Here is a 12,077-nt window from a genome sequence, read left to right on the forward strand (position 1 = left end):
ATCCGCAGCAACAAGGAGTACCCCCGAACGATGTTCAGCATGACCACCGAACCCATCACCCCGCCGGACATGTCGGCCATGTCGGAGATCAACGTGGCCGGTGTCCTCATCAGCTTGGGCGTCGGCATCACCGTGTGGCTGGTGGCGTCTTTCATGATCTCCGTCATCACCAAACGCATCGCGGCGGGATCCACCCTGTTCAAGAAGCCGTACTTCCGCTGGGCGGCGCCCGCGCTCCGCGCACTGGACCACGAACGCCGCGTCCAGCGGGCCCACACCATCGGAGCGTTGCTCAGCAGCGTGGTGGGCGTGCTGGTGGCCGTCCTCACCAGCGTGTACGTGCTCAAGAGCCTGAACGTCGACGTGGCGCCGATCCTGACCAGCGTCGGTATCCTCGGTATCGCCATCGGCTTCGGCGCCCAGCAGCTGATCCGCGACTTCCTGGCCGGCATCTTTATCACCATCGAGGACCAGTACGGGATCGGCGACATCATCGAGACCTCAGAGGTGGTGGGCACGGTCGAGGCCATGAACCTGCGGATCACCCGGGTCCGGGCGGAGGACGGCGCCATCTGGTACCTCCGCAACGGCGAAATCCTGCGGGTGGGCAACCGTTCCCAGGGCACCTACATTCCGCCCGTCACGCCGCCGGCGGACGAGGCCGACAGCGCGCCCCAGCAGAAGGCCGGAGAATAGAACCATGACGATTCCCAGCGCCGGCGAACCCCGCCAGCCCAAGCAGCTGCTGCAGAACGACCCGTTCACCCAGCCCGGCTACACGGACAACTTCTACGACGCCGTGGGCGGCCACGAGACTTTCGTGAAGCTCGTCGACGTGTTCTACGACGGCGTGGCGACTGATCCGCTGCTGCGGCCGATGTATCCGGAGGAGGACCTCGGCCCCGCCAAGCGGCGCTTCCTGATGTTCCTGGAGCAGTACTGGGGCGGCCCGACGACGTACGGCGAGGAGCGCGGCCACCCGAGGCTGCGGATGCGCCACATGCCCTTCCGGGTCACCCCGGAGGCCAAGGAGCGGTGGCTGTTCCACATGCGCACCGCCGTGGATGCCCTGGAACTTCCCCCGCTGCACGAGGGGACGCTCTGGGACTACATGGAGCGGGCGGCCCTCTCCATGGTGAACAGCCCCTCCGGAGCCTGAGACCGGTCCGGGGGCGCCGGGTCCCTCGCGGACCGCGATCAGCGCCGCCCGTGCCCCGCGGCCAGCGCGGCGCGCCCGTTGCCGGCGGCATGTACGAGGACGGCGATCACGAGGAACGCGACGAGCACCTGCGCGGTCGTCGCCAGCGCGGCCGCCCAGCCGCCGTCGAGCGTCGGATCGAGGAAGTCGTAGACATACCAGCCGTCGACCGCCCCGCGCAGCCAGGAGAACACGAGGAAGGCGGCGGGGTAGCTGAGCCACAGAAGCGGCCGCGACCAGTTCCCGCGGACGGTCCGGGTGACGAGCAGCCAGTCGAGCGCGACGAACAGCGGAGCGAGCCGGTGGTGCGCGAGCTGGGGCCAGTACATGTCCCAGCTCCACCACGGCTCGTCCGGCGGGGCCACCAGCACGGCGTAGATGATGCCGGTCATCACCAGATAGAAGACCAGCGCGCCGAACAGGTGGTCCCACCACTCCGGCAGCCGGGTCCGGGGCCGGGCGGCGGATGCGATGAGCACGACCCCGAGGACGAGGTTGGACTGGACCGTGAATTCCGAATAGAGCTGGAAGATGTCCACGTCGCTGCCCGGGAGCGTCGCGTCGTATGTCTTTTGGGCGAGGGCGACAAGAACAAAGGCGCCGACCGCGCAGCGGAGCATGCGGATCCAGCCCCGGTCCGGATGCAGCGCATCATTGAAGCCGAGGTGTCGCTCGACCGGGGGATCCAGCACCGATATGCCGCTCATGCGCCCAGTCAATCAGGCCGGCCGCCGCTGTCGAAGGACCTAAAGTCCCGAACCGGTGCGGGCCAGGACGTGCCCGCGGGCGCCGCTGAGCCGGAACCAGCGACCGGCCCGGTAGAGCTGCTGCTCGCCGTCGGCGAGGAAGCCGAGGGTGAGGGCCGCGAAGGCGGCGCCCAGCGGAAGCCCGCCGGCGCCCGGCAGCTCCCGTCCCCAGACCGCGGCGCGGGCGTTGTTGACGATCAGGGCTCCAGGTTTGTCCGGGATGATGGCGGCGATCTCGGTAATGCCGGCTTCGGCAGACCGGCGCAGCGCGGCGTCCTGCAGCGTGGCCACGGCTTCCCACCCGGTGCGGGGCGCACCGACGCCGGCCCAGGATTCGGTGACGGTCACCGGCGGTAGCGGCAGCTCGACGTCGTTCTCCCCCGCGCGTGCCAGCCGGTCCAGCACCGCCGAGATCGGGACGGTGACATCCGTGTCCGCCGGCTGCGCCAGGGCCATGGTCCGCAGCCCGAGGATCGTCGGTGTCGATTCCCCCAGCAGCCGCGGCCGCAGCACACACACGTAGGCGGCCAGCACCGGGCCGGACGCCTGAAGACGGATGGCGCCGTCGTCGATGGACCTGGCACGGGTGGCGAAGGTGCGCAGATCGGCGAGGTCGCGGGGATCGGTGAACTGCAGGGGCTGGGTTAGGACGTCAGACACAATATCGACTCTACCGGCTGTGCCTCTTTGGGGCGGTGCCGGAGTGACGTCTAGAGTCGAACCATGACTGAAGCCGAAGCCGGATTGCAGGGGCCGCCGACACAGGACCCCACCTCCTCGCTCCTCCAACTGTTGAACCTCGGTGAGCTGGAGGGTGCCCGGACGGATGAGGACATTTTTATGGGTCCCTCGCAGCAGCAGCCCCGGCACCGCGTGTTCGGAGGCCAGGTGCTTGCCCAGTCCCTGATCGCCGGGAGCCGGACGGTTCCCGAGGGGCGGGGCGTGCATTCGATGCACGGATACTTCCTGCGCCCGGGAGACGCCAACAAGCCGATCACCTTCGGTGTCCAGCGGCTCCGGGACGGCCGCTCGTTTTCGGCGCGGCGTGTCCACGCATACCAGGAGGGCATGCCCATCCTGTCCATGATCGCCTCGTTCCAGGACGAGGACGAGGGAATCGAGCACCAGTCCGAGATGCCGGCCGGCATCCCCGGGCCGGAGTCGCTGCCCAGCACGGCGGACCTGCTGGGCAAGTACGACCACCCCGTGGCCCGCCACTGGGCCTACGAGCGGCCCTTCGACATCCGGCACGTCGACCCGGCCCTGTACGTCTCGGCCAAGGGCGACAAGGAACCGCGCAATGCCGTCTGGATGAAGACGTTCGGTCCCATGCCGGACGATCCGGGACTGCACCGCGCCGCCCTGGCCTACGCGAGCGACTACACCATCCTGGAGTCGATCCTCCGCAAGCACGGGATGAGCTGGATTACTCCGGGCATGTCGGTGGCGAGCCTGGACCACGCCATGTGGTGGCACCGGCCGGTCCGGGTGGACGAGTGGCTGCTGTACGTGCAGGAATCCCCCAGCGCCCAGGGCGCCCGCGGGCTGGCGACCGGCAGGATCTTCAGCCGCGACGGACTCCATGTGGCCACCGTGGCGCAGGAGGGCATGATCCGGGTTCCGACGGACCTCAAGAACAAGGTCAAGGGCGCCGTCCAGTCCAAGGTCCTGCAGCACCAGATGCGCAAGGCCGAACGCGCCTGAACCCACCACGCCTGATCCACCGCGCCTGATCCACTGCGCCGCGGATCCTGCCTACAGGTGACAGACGAAAGGCCGGCTCCCCCATTGGGGAGCCGGCCTTTTCCTGTTCCGCGTGGTGCCTTGCGGGCTTAGTCGCGGGTGAGGCGGCGGTGGGTCACGCGGTGCGGCTTGGCTGCATCCGGGCCCAGGCGCTCGACCTTGTTCTCCTCGTAGGATTCGAAGTTGCCCTCGAACCAGTACCACTTCGAGGGGTTCTCCTCGTCGCCTTCGTAGGCGAGGATGTGGGTGGCCACCCGGTCCAGGAACCAGCGGTCGTGCGAGACCACAACGGCGCAGCCCGGGAATTCGAGCAGGGCGTTTTCGAGGCTGCTGAGCGTTTCGACGTCGAGGTCGTTAGTGGGCTCATCAAGGAGCAGCAGGTTTCCGCCCTGCTTGAGGGTCAGCGCGAGGTTCAGGCGGTTGCGCTCACCGCCGGAGAGCACCCCGGCCTTCTTCTGCTGGTCCGGGCCCTTGAAGCCGAAAGCGGCGACGTAGGCACGGGACGGCATTTCGACGTGGCCGACCTGGATGTAGTCGAGACCGTCCGAGACAACTTCCCAGAGGGTCTTGTTCGGGTCGATGCCGCCGCGGCTCTGGTCGGCGTAGGAGATCTTGACCGAGTCACCGATCTTCAGCTCGCCGCCGTCGAGGGGCTCAAGCCCGACGATGGTCTTGAACAGGGTGGTCTTGCCGACGCCGTTGGGGCCGATGACACCGACGATGCCGTTGCGCGGCAGGGTGAAGGACAGCCCGTCGATCAGGGTGCGGTCCTCGAAGCCCTTTTGCAGGTTCTTCGCCTCCAGGACGAGGCCGCCCAGGCGCGGTCCCGGCGGGATCTGGATCTCTTCGAAGTCCAGCTTGCGGGTGCGGTCGGCTTCGGCAGCCATTTCCTCGTACCGGGCCAGGCGGGCCTTGGACTTGGTCTGGCGGCCCTTGGCGTTGGAACGGACCCACTCGAGTTCTTCGGTGAGGCGCTTGGCCTGCTTGGCGTCCTTCTTGCCCTGGACTTCCAGGCGGGCGCGCTTCTTCTCGAGGTACGTGGAGTAGTTGCCCTCGTAGGGGTACAGGTGTCCGCGGTCCACTTCGGCGATCCACTCGGCCACGTGGTCGAGGAAGTACCGGTCGTGGGTGACGGCGAGGACAGCGCCGGGGTAGCTGGAGAGGTGCTGCTCGAGCCAGAGCACGCTCTCGGCGTCGAGGTGGTTGGTGGGCTCGTCGAGGAGCAACAGGTCCGGCTTCTGGAGCAGGAGCTTGCAGAGGGCGACGCGGCGGCGCTCACCACCGGAGAGCAGGGTGACGTCCGCTTCCGGCGGCGGGCAGCGGAGGGCGTCCATGGCCTGCTCGAGCTGGGAGTCGAGGTCCCACGCGTCGGCGGCGTCGATCGCTTCCTGCAATTGACCCATTTCCTCAAGGAGGACATCGTAGTCAGCGTCGGGGCTGGCCATCTCTTCGGAGATCGCGTTGAAGCGCTGGATCTTGCCGATGATCTCGCCGACACCTTCCTGGACGTTGCCCAGGACGGTCTTGTCCTCGTTCAGCGGCGGTTCCTGCAACAGGATGCCTACCGTGTAGCCGGGGCTGAGCCGGGCCTCACCGTTTGAGGGAGTGTCCAGTCCGGCCATGATCTTGAGAATGGTGGACTTACCTGCACCATTCGGGCCCACGACGCCAATCTTGGCCCCCGGGAAGAAGGACATGCTTACGTCATCGAGGATGAGTTTTTCGCCAACGGCCTTGCGGGCCTTGGTCATTGTGTAGATAAATTCCGCCATGCCTACAAATCTAGTGGTTCCGCCGGGATAACTCACATTCATGCCGTCGGCATCCACCACCTGCCGCGGCCCGGTGCCGGCCCCACGGGGCGTGACGCCGGCGCTGGCCGGTCAGGCGGCCGCCCCTTTCAGTTCGCCGGTTTCCTCATCGAGCTCTTCCTCTTCGCCGCTGATGTCGTCGACGAAGACACCGCGGGCGGCGGGCCCGTCGTCGTCGTTGTTCTCGTCGTAGTCCTGGTCGCCCTCCTCGCTCCCCTCACGGTTGCCGTCCGGCGGGAGCGCCGGCGCGCCCGAGGGTCCGCCAGCGGCCTGCGGACCGCTGGCGGCCGTGCGGATGAAGTTGGCCGAACCCCACGTGAGGTCGTGACCGACGGAGTCGGCGTCGATTTCAGCCGAGTGATAAATCCGGCCGTCATGTTCCCAGCTCCGCAACTTGAGCCGTCCGACGACGATGACCTTCTGGCCCTTCTTGACGCTGCAACCGATGTTTCCGGCCAGTTGCCGGTATCCCTGGACCCTGAACCAGTTGGTGTTCCCGTCAATCCAGGCGTTCGTGGTGCGGTCGTAGCGCCGTTCGGTGGAACCCAACCGGAAGTTCGCCGTCGCCACACCGCCGGGCGTCGTCGAACTCTTGGGCTCGGTGGCAACGAAGCCACGGACCGTGATGTTCTCGCTCATGCTCATGTCCTGTCTCGAAATGTCGTGCCCTAGCAGGCTCTTTCAGCTTCGCGCCAAGGACGACCCTCGGCGAGGTCCCAGATGCGCCATGTGGATAACCGGCCCCCTTCCGTCGGCCAGGGCTAGCTGCCGAACGCCCATGCGCGTGCCGGCGAGGCCGCGCGTTTCGGAGCGGCCGGGTGTTGCTGACGGCGGACGCCCGCAGGGCAATGTAAACTTTTTGAGGCGTCCCCCGGCAGCAACCGGGCGGGTACGCCGGTACGCCCCAGTAGCTCAGGGGATAGAGCAGCGGCCTTCTAATCCGCCGGTCGGGGGTTCGATTCCCTCCTGGGGCACCAGAGCGCGGTTCTGGCCTGCCGGACTTTCCGCAGGCCAGAACCGCGATCCCCACAGGCCCGGGCGCCCACGCACGCAGCGGCGCCGCTAAATCCATTTGTTGCGCTTGAACGTCCAATAGAGCAAGCCGCCCATGACGATCATCAGTCCCAGTGCCATCGGGTAGCCGAAGACCCAGTCCAGTTCGGGCATGCTGCGGAAATTCATTCCATAGATCGTGCCGATCAGCGTCGGTGCGAACAGGATGGCCGCCCACGCGGAGATCCGTTTGACCTGCTCGTTCTGGGCGTAGCTCGACTCCGTCAGCAGGCGCATTTCGTCGTTCTGCCGCTGGGCCACGAGCGCTGCGTTGACGGCGAGGGCGTTTTGCAGCAGGGCGCGGAAGGCCGCGACCCGGTCACTGAGCCGCAGCACATGGTCCAGGACGTCCCGGTAGTGGTCCTGCAACTCGGGGCGCGGCTGGTGGTCCGGGGCTTCGGCCATCAGTGACTGCAGGATCATGGTCAGGGGTGCCGTCGCCCGCTGGAACATGATGACCTGGCGGGAGAGTTCGTAGATCCGCCGCGACACGCCCGGGTCGGCGGCGAACAGTTCATCCTCGATTTCGTCGACGTCGTTTTCCAGGCCGGCAGCGACCGGCTCGTACTCGTCCACGACCTGGTCCAGGATCGCGTAGAGCACGGCGTCCGGACCCAGCGCCAGGAACTCAGGCTGGGATTCCATCCGGCGGCGGACCCGGGCGAGGTCCGGTGATTCGGCCCGGCGGACGGTGACCACAAAATCCGCCCCGCGGAAGACGTGGATTTCGCCGAACTCAACCTTCTCCAGGTCGTCAAGGTAGCGGGCCGGGCGTAGCACCAGGAAGAGCGTTTCGCCGTAGTGTTCCAGCTTGGCCCGCTGATGGCCGGCGAGCGCGTCGTCCACGGCCAGGTGGTTGAGGTCGAATTCCTCGGCCACGGACAGCAGCTCTGCCGCGTCGGGCCGGTAGAGCCCGATCCACGCCATGCCCTGTCGCTGCCGCAGGATGAAGTACGTCTCGTCCAGGTTCTCCGGGTCCGCGGTCCGGTAACCGTTCACGTACACCGCGTTGTCGATAATCACGGCAGCGCCTCCTCCACCAGGCATTCCTTGGCTGCGACGCTATACCGTCGTCCGCCCCGTGCCAACAGCCCGTATCCGCTGCCCACCATCTGCCGCAGCGCGCCCTCCGCGCGCATAACCGCCCGTCAGGCATCGGCACTCTTAGGATGGAGTGGACCGGCAGGACACCAGGGACAGCCTGTGCGTTCTGCCCGCAACTGAAAGGTACGGCCGCCATGACCCAGACACCCCGCGGATTTGACCCCCACGATCCCAACAGTCCCAACGGCGCGTCGCCCACCCGCTCCCCCGGGGCGGCTGACCAGTATCCGGAGGCGGCTGACGTCCCGGCCGGGTCCGCCGAGGCGGGGTACACCACCGGCGTCCCCGCGGGCGGCACCGATCTTGTGTCCGGGGCGCCGGCTGCCGCAGCGCCGGCGCCGATCGAGGAACCCTCCCGGACCGGGACGCCCGAAACACCGGCGCCCGCCCCGGAACCGCGCCAGGTGACCCGCGCCGGTATGGTCTGGGCCGCGGTTGCCTGCGCGCTGGTGGTGCTGATCCTGCTCATCGCCTTCATCCTGCAGAACCAGGAATACGTGCAGGTGAAGTTCTTTGGCCTCCAAGGCTCCGTTCCGCTGGGCATTGCCCTGTTCATCGCGGCCGTCGGCGGCGGAGTGCTCGTCGCCATCGCCGGGGCCGCCCGCATCATTCAGCTGCGGGTCGCGGCGCATCGGGAACGCGCCAGCCGTCAGACCGGCACGGGGACGCGAAAGCGCTGACACCGGCAGGAGCTGACCTTTCCATGGGTGATCCAGACCCCCGCGGGCAGGGAGCCCTGAGCACCGCGGCGGCGGACTGGCCCGACGTCGAGCGCCTCTTCGGCGTCCGCGGCGAGCCGTCGGGCTGCTGGTGCCGCTTCTTCGCCCTCACGGGAACGGATTGGTCGGCGTCCACCCCGGAGCAGCGGAAAGGCCAGTTGCGGGCCAGGTTCGACGGCGGCGGCCCGGCTCCGGGGGTGCTGGCCTTCCGCGGCGGGAACCCGGTCGGCTGGTGCGCCGTCGAGCCCCGCGGCTGCTACCCCAGGATCCTGCGTTCGAAAGTTCTGACAACGGCGGCCCCTGAGGCGGTCCCGGACCCCGGCGGGCAACAGCTGTGGTCCGTGAGCTGTTTTGTGGTCTCACCCGGCCAGCGGCGGACCGGAGTGGCCCGGGCGCTGCTCGCGGCCGCCGTCAGGCACGCCTTCGCCCACGGCGCGACGGTGGTGGAGGGATATCCGGTCGACCCCGCGCAACGGCCCAAGGCCGGCTCTGCCGACCTCTATCACGGCACCCTGGGGCTGTTCCTGGCTGCCGGATTCGACGTCGTCAGCGACGCGGTGCCCGGCCGCGCCGTCGTCCGCCTGCCGGCGCCGCCACAGGGCGCCGCCACCGTTCCGTAAGGAGGCGCCGGCACCGTCCCCTAAGGCAGGGTCAGGATGACCGGCCCGTCCTTCGTGATGGCCACGGTGTGCTCGCTGTGGGCCGCGCGGCGGCCGTTGGCCGAGCGGAGGGTCCACTCGTCGTCGTCGTGGAAGTAGTCGTCCTTGCCGCCCAGGATCAGCATCGGCTCAATCGCGATGACCAGCCCCTCGGTCAGTTTGATGCCGCGGCCGGGCCGGCCGTCGTTGGGAACGTGCGGCTCGGCGTGCATGGTCCTGCCGATCCCGTGGCCGCCGTGGTCTGCCAGCAGCCCGTAGCCGGCGCGCCGGGATGCCCCGCCGATCGCGTAGCCCAGGTCCCCCATCTTGTTCCCGATCCGGGCAGCCTCGATGCCGCGGGCCAGGGCGGCCTCGGTGGCGTCGATCAGGGCCAGGTCCACGGGATCGGCGGTGCCCACGATGAAGCTGACCGCAGCGTCCCCGCACCAGCCTTCCAGGAACGCCCCGCAGTCCACGCTCAGCAGGTCGCCGTCCCGGAGCCGGTAGTCATTGGGGATGCCGTGCACCACGGCATCATTGACGGACGTGCAGATCACCCCGGGAAAGGGCACCGAGGCCCACCGCGGCTGGTAGTTCAGGAAGGCCGGCGTCGCCCCGGCGTCGGCAATGGCCGCCGCGGCCAGCTCGTCCAGTTCCTTCAGGGACACGTCGACGGCGGCAGCCTCCCGGACGCGTTCCAGCGTATTGGCCACCACCCTGCCGGCTTCGCGCATCAGGGCAATCTCGGCGGGACTCTTGATCATCGACATGCCTTCAACTCTAGGCCAGCCGAGGCGTGGCTAAAGTTGCCCCATGGCCAACCGTGAACTCATCTCCGCGATCCGATCGGCGCTGCGGGCCGCCGCCGATCCGGCCCGGGCTGCGGGGGCACAGGCCTACCTGAAGTCCGAGATGCCCTCGCTGGGCGTCCGCGTGCCTGAGGTCCGGCGGATCGTGAAGGACGCCGCCAAACAGCTGCCGCCCGGTTCCCTCCCAGAATTGCAGTCCACCGCGCTGGAGCTGTGGCGCGGCGCCAGCTGGCGGGAGGAACGCTACGCCGCCATCGACCTCACCGGCCTGAGGCTGGCCGCCGGTGAGATGAGCATGCTGCCGCTGTACGAGGAAATCATCCGCAGCGGCGCCTGGTGGGACCTGGTGGACGGGGTCTCACACCGGCTCTGCGAGCTGCTGCAGAGCCACCGGGAGGACATGTCCATCGTGCTCCGCCGCTGGAGCACGGACGCGGACTTCTGGATCCGGAGGGCGGCCATCACGGCGCAGCTGGGCGCCAAATCCGCGACGGATCCTGCCCTGCTCGCGGCCGTCATCGAACCCAACCTCGCCGACCGCGAGTTCTTTATCCGGAAGGCGATCGGCTGGGCCCTGCGTGACTACGCCGCGACGGATCCGGACTGGGTCCGGGCCTTCGCGGCGCGGCACGGCGAGGCGCTGAGCCCGCTCTCCCGCCGGGAAGCCCTGCGGAAACTCAGATAACCGGGCGGGTGGTGACCGGTTCCTCGGACTTGCTGAAGAGCAGCTTGGTCTTGGGGTCGAGGAAGATCAAATAGAGGGCGAAGAGCAGGGCAATGATCGCGGCGGCGTTGCGCGCCAGGGCCAGCGCCAGGCCGAGATCCGCTGTCTGCAGGTAGGGGAACACTTCCAGCTGGTCCGAAATCGCGTACACCATAAAGAACGACACGATGAAGTACAGGGCCTTGACCTGCCAGTCGTCGCGGATGCCGGTGACGGCGAAGAGCGGAATAAGCCAGACGACGTACCAGGACTGGATCATCGGGGCCAGGACGACGACGGCGGCGAACGCCAGGGTGAGGCGGCGGATCAGCCGGTCGTAGTCGCCGCGGAAGATCTGCCATGCGATGATGCCGAGCGCCAGCAGCTTGCCGGCGTCATACACCCACTTCGCCAGCCCCCAGCCGTCGAGTCCGAAGGCGTTGAAGATGGAGGCGACCACCAGGCCCAGCAGCCCGACCGGGGCGTACCAGATCCAGATGCTGCCCGGGGCGGAGAGGCCGTTGATCCAGCCGAAACCGAAGCCGTTGACCAGGCTCATGGCGTACAGCAGGCCCAGGCTGATCCCGGCGGTGAGCCCCCAGAACACGAACTTCCGCGGCCAGCTGGCGTTCTTTCCCGCCCAGAGGAGGCCGATGAAGGGCAGGAAGACGATGGTGATGGGCTTGACCGAGATGGACAGGGTGACCAGGACCAGGCCGAGGATGACGCGCCGGGTGGCGCAGTAGTACAGCCCGGCCAGGGCCAGTCCGATCATGAGGGCGTCGTTGTGGACGCTGGCGATGAAGTTGGTGAGGAAGAGCGGGTTGGCGGCGGTCAGCCACAGGGCGCGGTGCGGGTTGACCCCGTGCAGTTCGGCGAGCTTGGGCACGTAGATGATGCACAGCACGATGCCCACCAGTGCGGCGAGGCGGAACAGCATGATGCTGGCTTCCGGGTGCACGTTGGTGGACCAGACGACCAGCTGCTCGATCCAGAGGAAGAGCTGTCCGTACGGCACCGGCGCCTCGGTCCACATCTTGTCGGCCCCGAGCTGGAAATAGTTCGACAGCGCGGAGATGCCGTTTTCGTACGGGTTGAAGCCCTCCACCATCAGGCGGCCCTGCCCGATATAGGCGTACACGTCGCGGCTGAACAGCGGTACGGAGAACATCAGGGGCAGCCCCCACAGGACGACCGCCTGCAGCGTGGCCTTGCGGGCCTCCGCTCCCCAGACCCGCACCCGCTGGCCGAGCCTGAGCCAGGCGCGGACGAGCAGCATCCCGCCGACGGCCAGCAGCACAATGCACAGGGCGACGCCGACGGCTTCGGTACGCATCCAGATGAACAGCGGAATGCGGCGGAGCTCGGAAGCCGGCGCAAGCCAGCCCACGCCGAGCGAACCGATCGCCATCAGCAGGGAACCGACGAATCCCGCCAGCAGCGGTGAACGGGCATTGTCCACTTCAGCAGCGGTTGCCGCCGGGGACGTGCCGGCAGCCGTTTTCCCCGCCGCAGGCACAGGCACCGTCATCTCAGGATCGTCCAATCTGTTG

General features: G+C 68.0%; 13 protein-coding genes and 1 tRNA gene. 7 read left to right on the forward strand and 7 right to left on the reverse strand.

What is annotated here, in order from left to right; genetic code table 11:
• Positions 1 to 30 precede the first annotated feature (30 nt).
• Together AC06G6_RS11725 and AC06G6_RS11730 are read left to right on the forward strand one after the other, a co-directional pair.
• Entirely contained in the window at positions 31 to 696 is a 666-nt protein-coding gene (locus AC06G6_RS11725; protein WP_479828645.1) for a mechanosensitive ion channel family protein, read from the forward strand.
• 4 nt (positions 697 to 700) lie between these two features.
• The gene (locus AC06G6_RS11730; RefSeq protein ID WP_479822214.1) at positions 701 to 1,159 is read left to right on the forward strand and encodes a globin; all 459 of its coding nucleotides are present in this window, start codon (positions 701 to 703) and stop codon (positions 1,157 to 1,159) included.
• 38 nt (positions 1,160 to 1,197) lie between these two features.
• On the opposite strand, the gene AC06G6_RS11735 is transcribed toward AC06G6_RS11730, so the two are convergent.
• Both AC06G6_RS11735 and AC06G6_RS11740 read right to left on the reverse strand, forming a co-directional pair.
• A complete protein-coding gene (locus AC06G6_RS11735) occupies positions 1,198 to 1,905 on the reverse strand; it encodes a Pr6Pr family membrane protein (RefSeq protein WP_479822216.1) in 708 nt (235 codons plus the stop codon).
• Between the two features lie 39 nt (positions 1,906 to 1,944).
• Positions 1,945 to 2,604 (reverse strand): DUF8185 domain-containing protein, encoded by a 660-nt coding sequence (locus AC06G6_RS11740; RefSeq protein ID WP_479822218.1) that lies wholly within the window; start codon positions 2,602 to 2,604, stop codon positions 1,945 to 1,947.
• Between the two features lie 63 nt (positions 2,605 to 2,667).
• On the opposite strand from AC06G6_RS11740, the gene AC06G6_RS11745 reads away from it, so the two are divergent.
• Positions 2,668 to 3,648: an acyl-CoA thioesterase gene (locus AC06G6_RS11745; RefSeq protein ID WP_479822220.1), complete on the forward strand. Its 981-nt coding sequence runs from the start codon at positions 2,668 to 2,670 to the stop codon at positions 3,646 to 3,648.
• Positions 3,649 to 3,776: 128 nt separating this feature from the next.
• Here the strand turns inward: AC06G6_RS11745 and ettA are convergent, their stop codons facing one another.
• Both ettA and ssb read right to left on the reverse strand, forming a co-directional pair.
• A complete protein-coding gene (ettA, locus tag AC06G6_RS11750) occupies positions 3,777 to 5,459 on the reverse strand; it encodes an energy-dependent translational throttle protein EttA (protein WP_479822222.1) in 1,683 nt (560 codons plus the stop codon).
• A gap of 111 nt (positions 5,460 to 5,570) precedes the next feature.
• On the reverse strand, positions 5,571 to 6,137 hold the full coding sequence (ssb, locus tag AC06G6_RS11755; RefSeq protein WP_479822224.1) for a single-stranded DNA-binding protein: 567 nt from the start codon (positions 6,135 to 6,137) through the stop codon (positions 5,571 to 5,573).
• A gap of 262 nt (positions 6,138 to 6,399) precedes the next feature.
• Between ssb and AC06G6_RS11760 the strand changes: the two genes are divergently transcribed.
• Positions 6,400 to 6,475 (forward strand) — tRNA-Arg (locus tag AC06G6_RS11760).
• Positions 6,476 to 6,560: 85 nt separating this feature from the next.
• On the opposite strand, the gene AC06G6_RS11765 is transcribed toward AC06G6_RS11760, so the two are convergent.
• Entirely contained in the window at positions 6,561 to 7,574 is a 1,014-nt protein-coding gene (locus AC06G6_RS11765) for a magnesium and cobalt transport protein CorA (protein ID WP_479822226.1), read from the reverse strand.
• Positions 7,575 to 7,789: 215 nt separating this feature from the next.
• On the opposite strand from AC06G6_RS11765, the gene AC06G6_RS11770 reads away from it, so the two are divergent.
• Together AC06G6_RS11770 and AC06G6_RS11775 are read left to right on the forward strand one after the other, a co-directional pair.
• The gene (locus tag AC06G6_RS11770; RefSeq protein ID WP_479822228.1) at positions 7,790 to 8,335 is read left to right on the forward strand and encodes a LapA family protein; all 546 of its coding nucleotides are present in this window, start codon (positions 7,790 to 7,792) and stop codon (positions 8,333 to 8,335) included.
• Positions 8,336 to 8,358: 23 nt separating this feature from the next.
• Positions 8,359 to 8,994, forward strand: a complete 636-nt coding sequence (locus tag AC06G6_RS11775; RefSeq protein WP_479822230.1) for a GNAT family N-acetyltransferase — start codon at positions 8,359 to 8,361, stop codon at positions 8,992 to 8,994.
• 20 nt (positions 8,995 to 9,014) lie between these two features.
• Here AC06G6_RS11775 and map read toward each other — a convergent pair whose 3' ends face one another.
• Positions 9,015 to 9,782, reverse strand: a complete 768-nt coding sequence (map, locus tag AC06G6_RS11780; RefSeq protein ID WP_479822232.1) for a type I methionyl aminopeptidase — start codon at positions 9,780 to 9,782, stop codon at positions 9,015 to 9,017.
• Between the two features lie 43 nt (positions 9,783 to 9,825).
• On the opposite strand from map, the gene AC06G6_RS11785 reads away from it, so the two are divergent.
• Complete coding sequence (locus AC06G6_RS11785; protein ID WP_479822234.1) at positions 9,826 to 10,506, forward strand: DNA alkylation repair protein; 681 nt, start codon at positions 9,826 to 9,828, stop codon at positions 10,504 to 10,506.
• On the opposite strand, the gene mptB is transcribed toward AC06G6_RS11785, so the two are convergent.
• On the reverse strand, positions 10,499 to 12,055 hold the full coding sequence (mptB, locus tag AC06G6_RS11790) for a polyprenol phosphomannose-dependent alpha 1,6 mannosyltransferase MptB (RefSeq protein ID WP_479822236.1): 1,557 nt from the start codon (positions 12,053 to 12,055) through the stop codon (positions 10,499 to 10,501). The genes AC06G6_RS11785 and mptB overlap by 8 nt on opposite strands.
• Positions 12,056 to 12,077: the final 22 nt, after the last annotated feature.

This window comes from Arthrobacter sp. CJL-S3 (assembly GCF_056711635.1).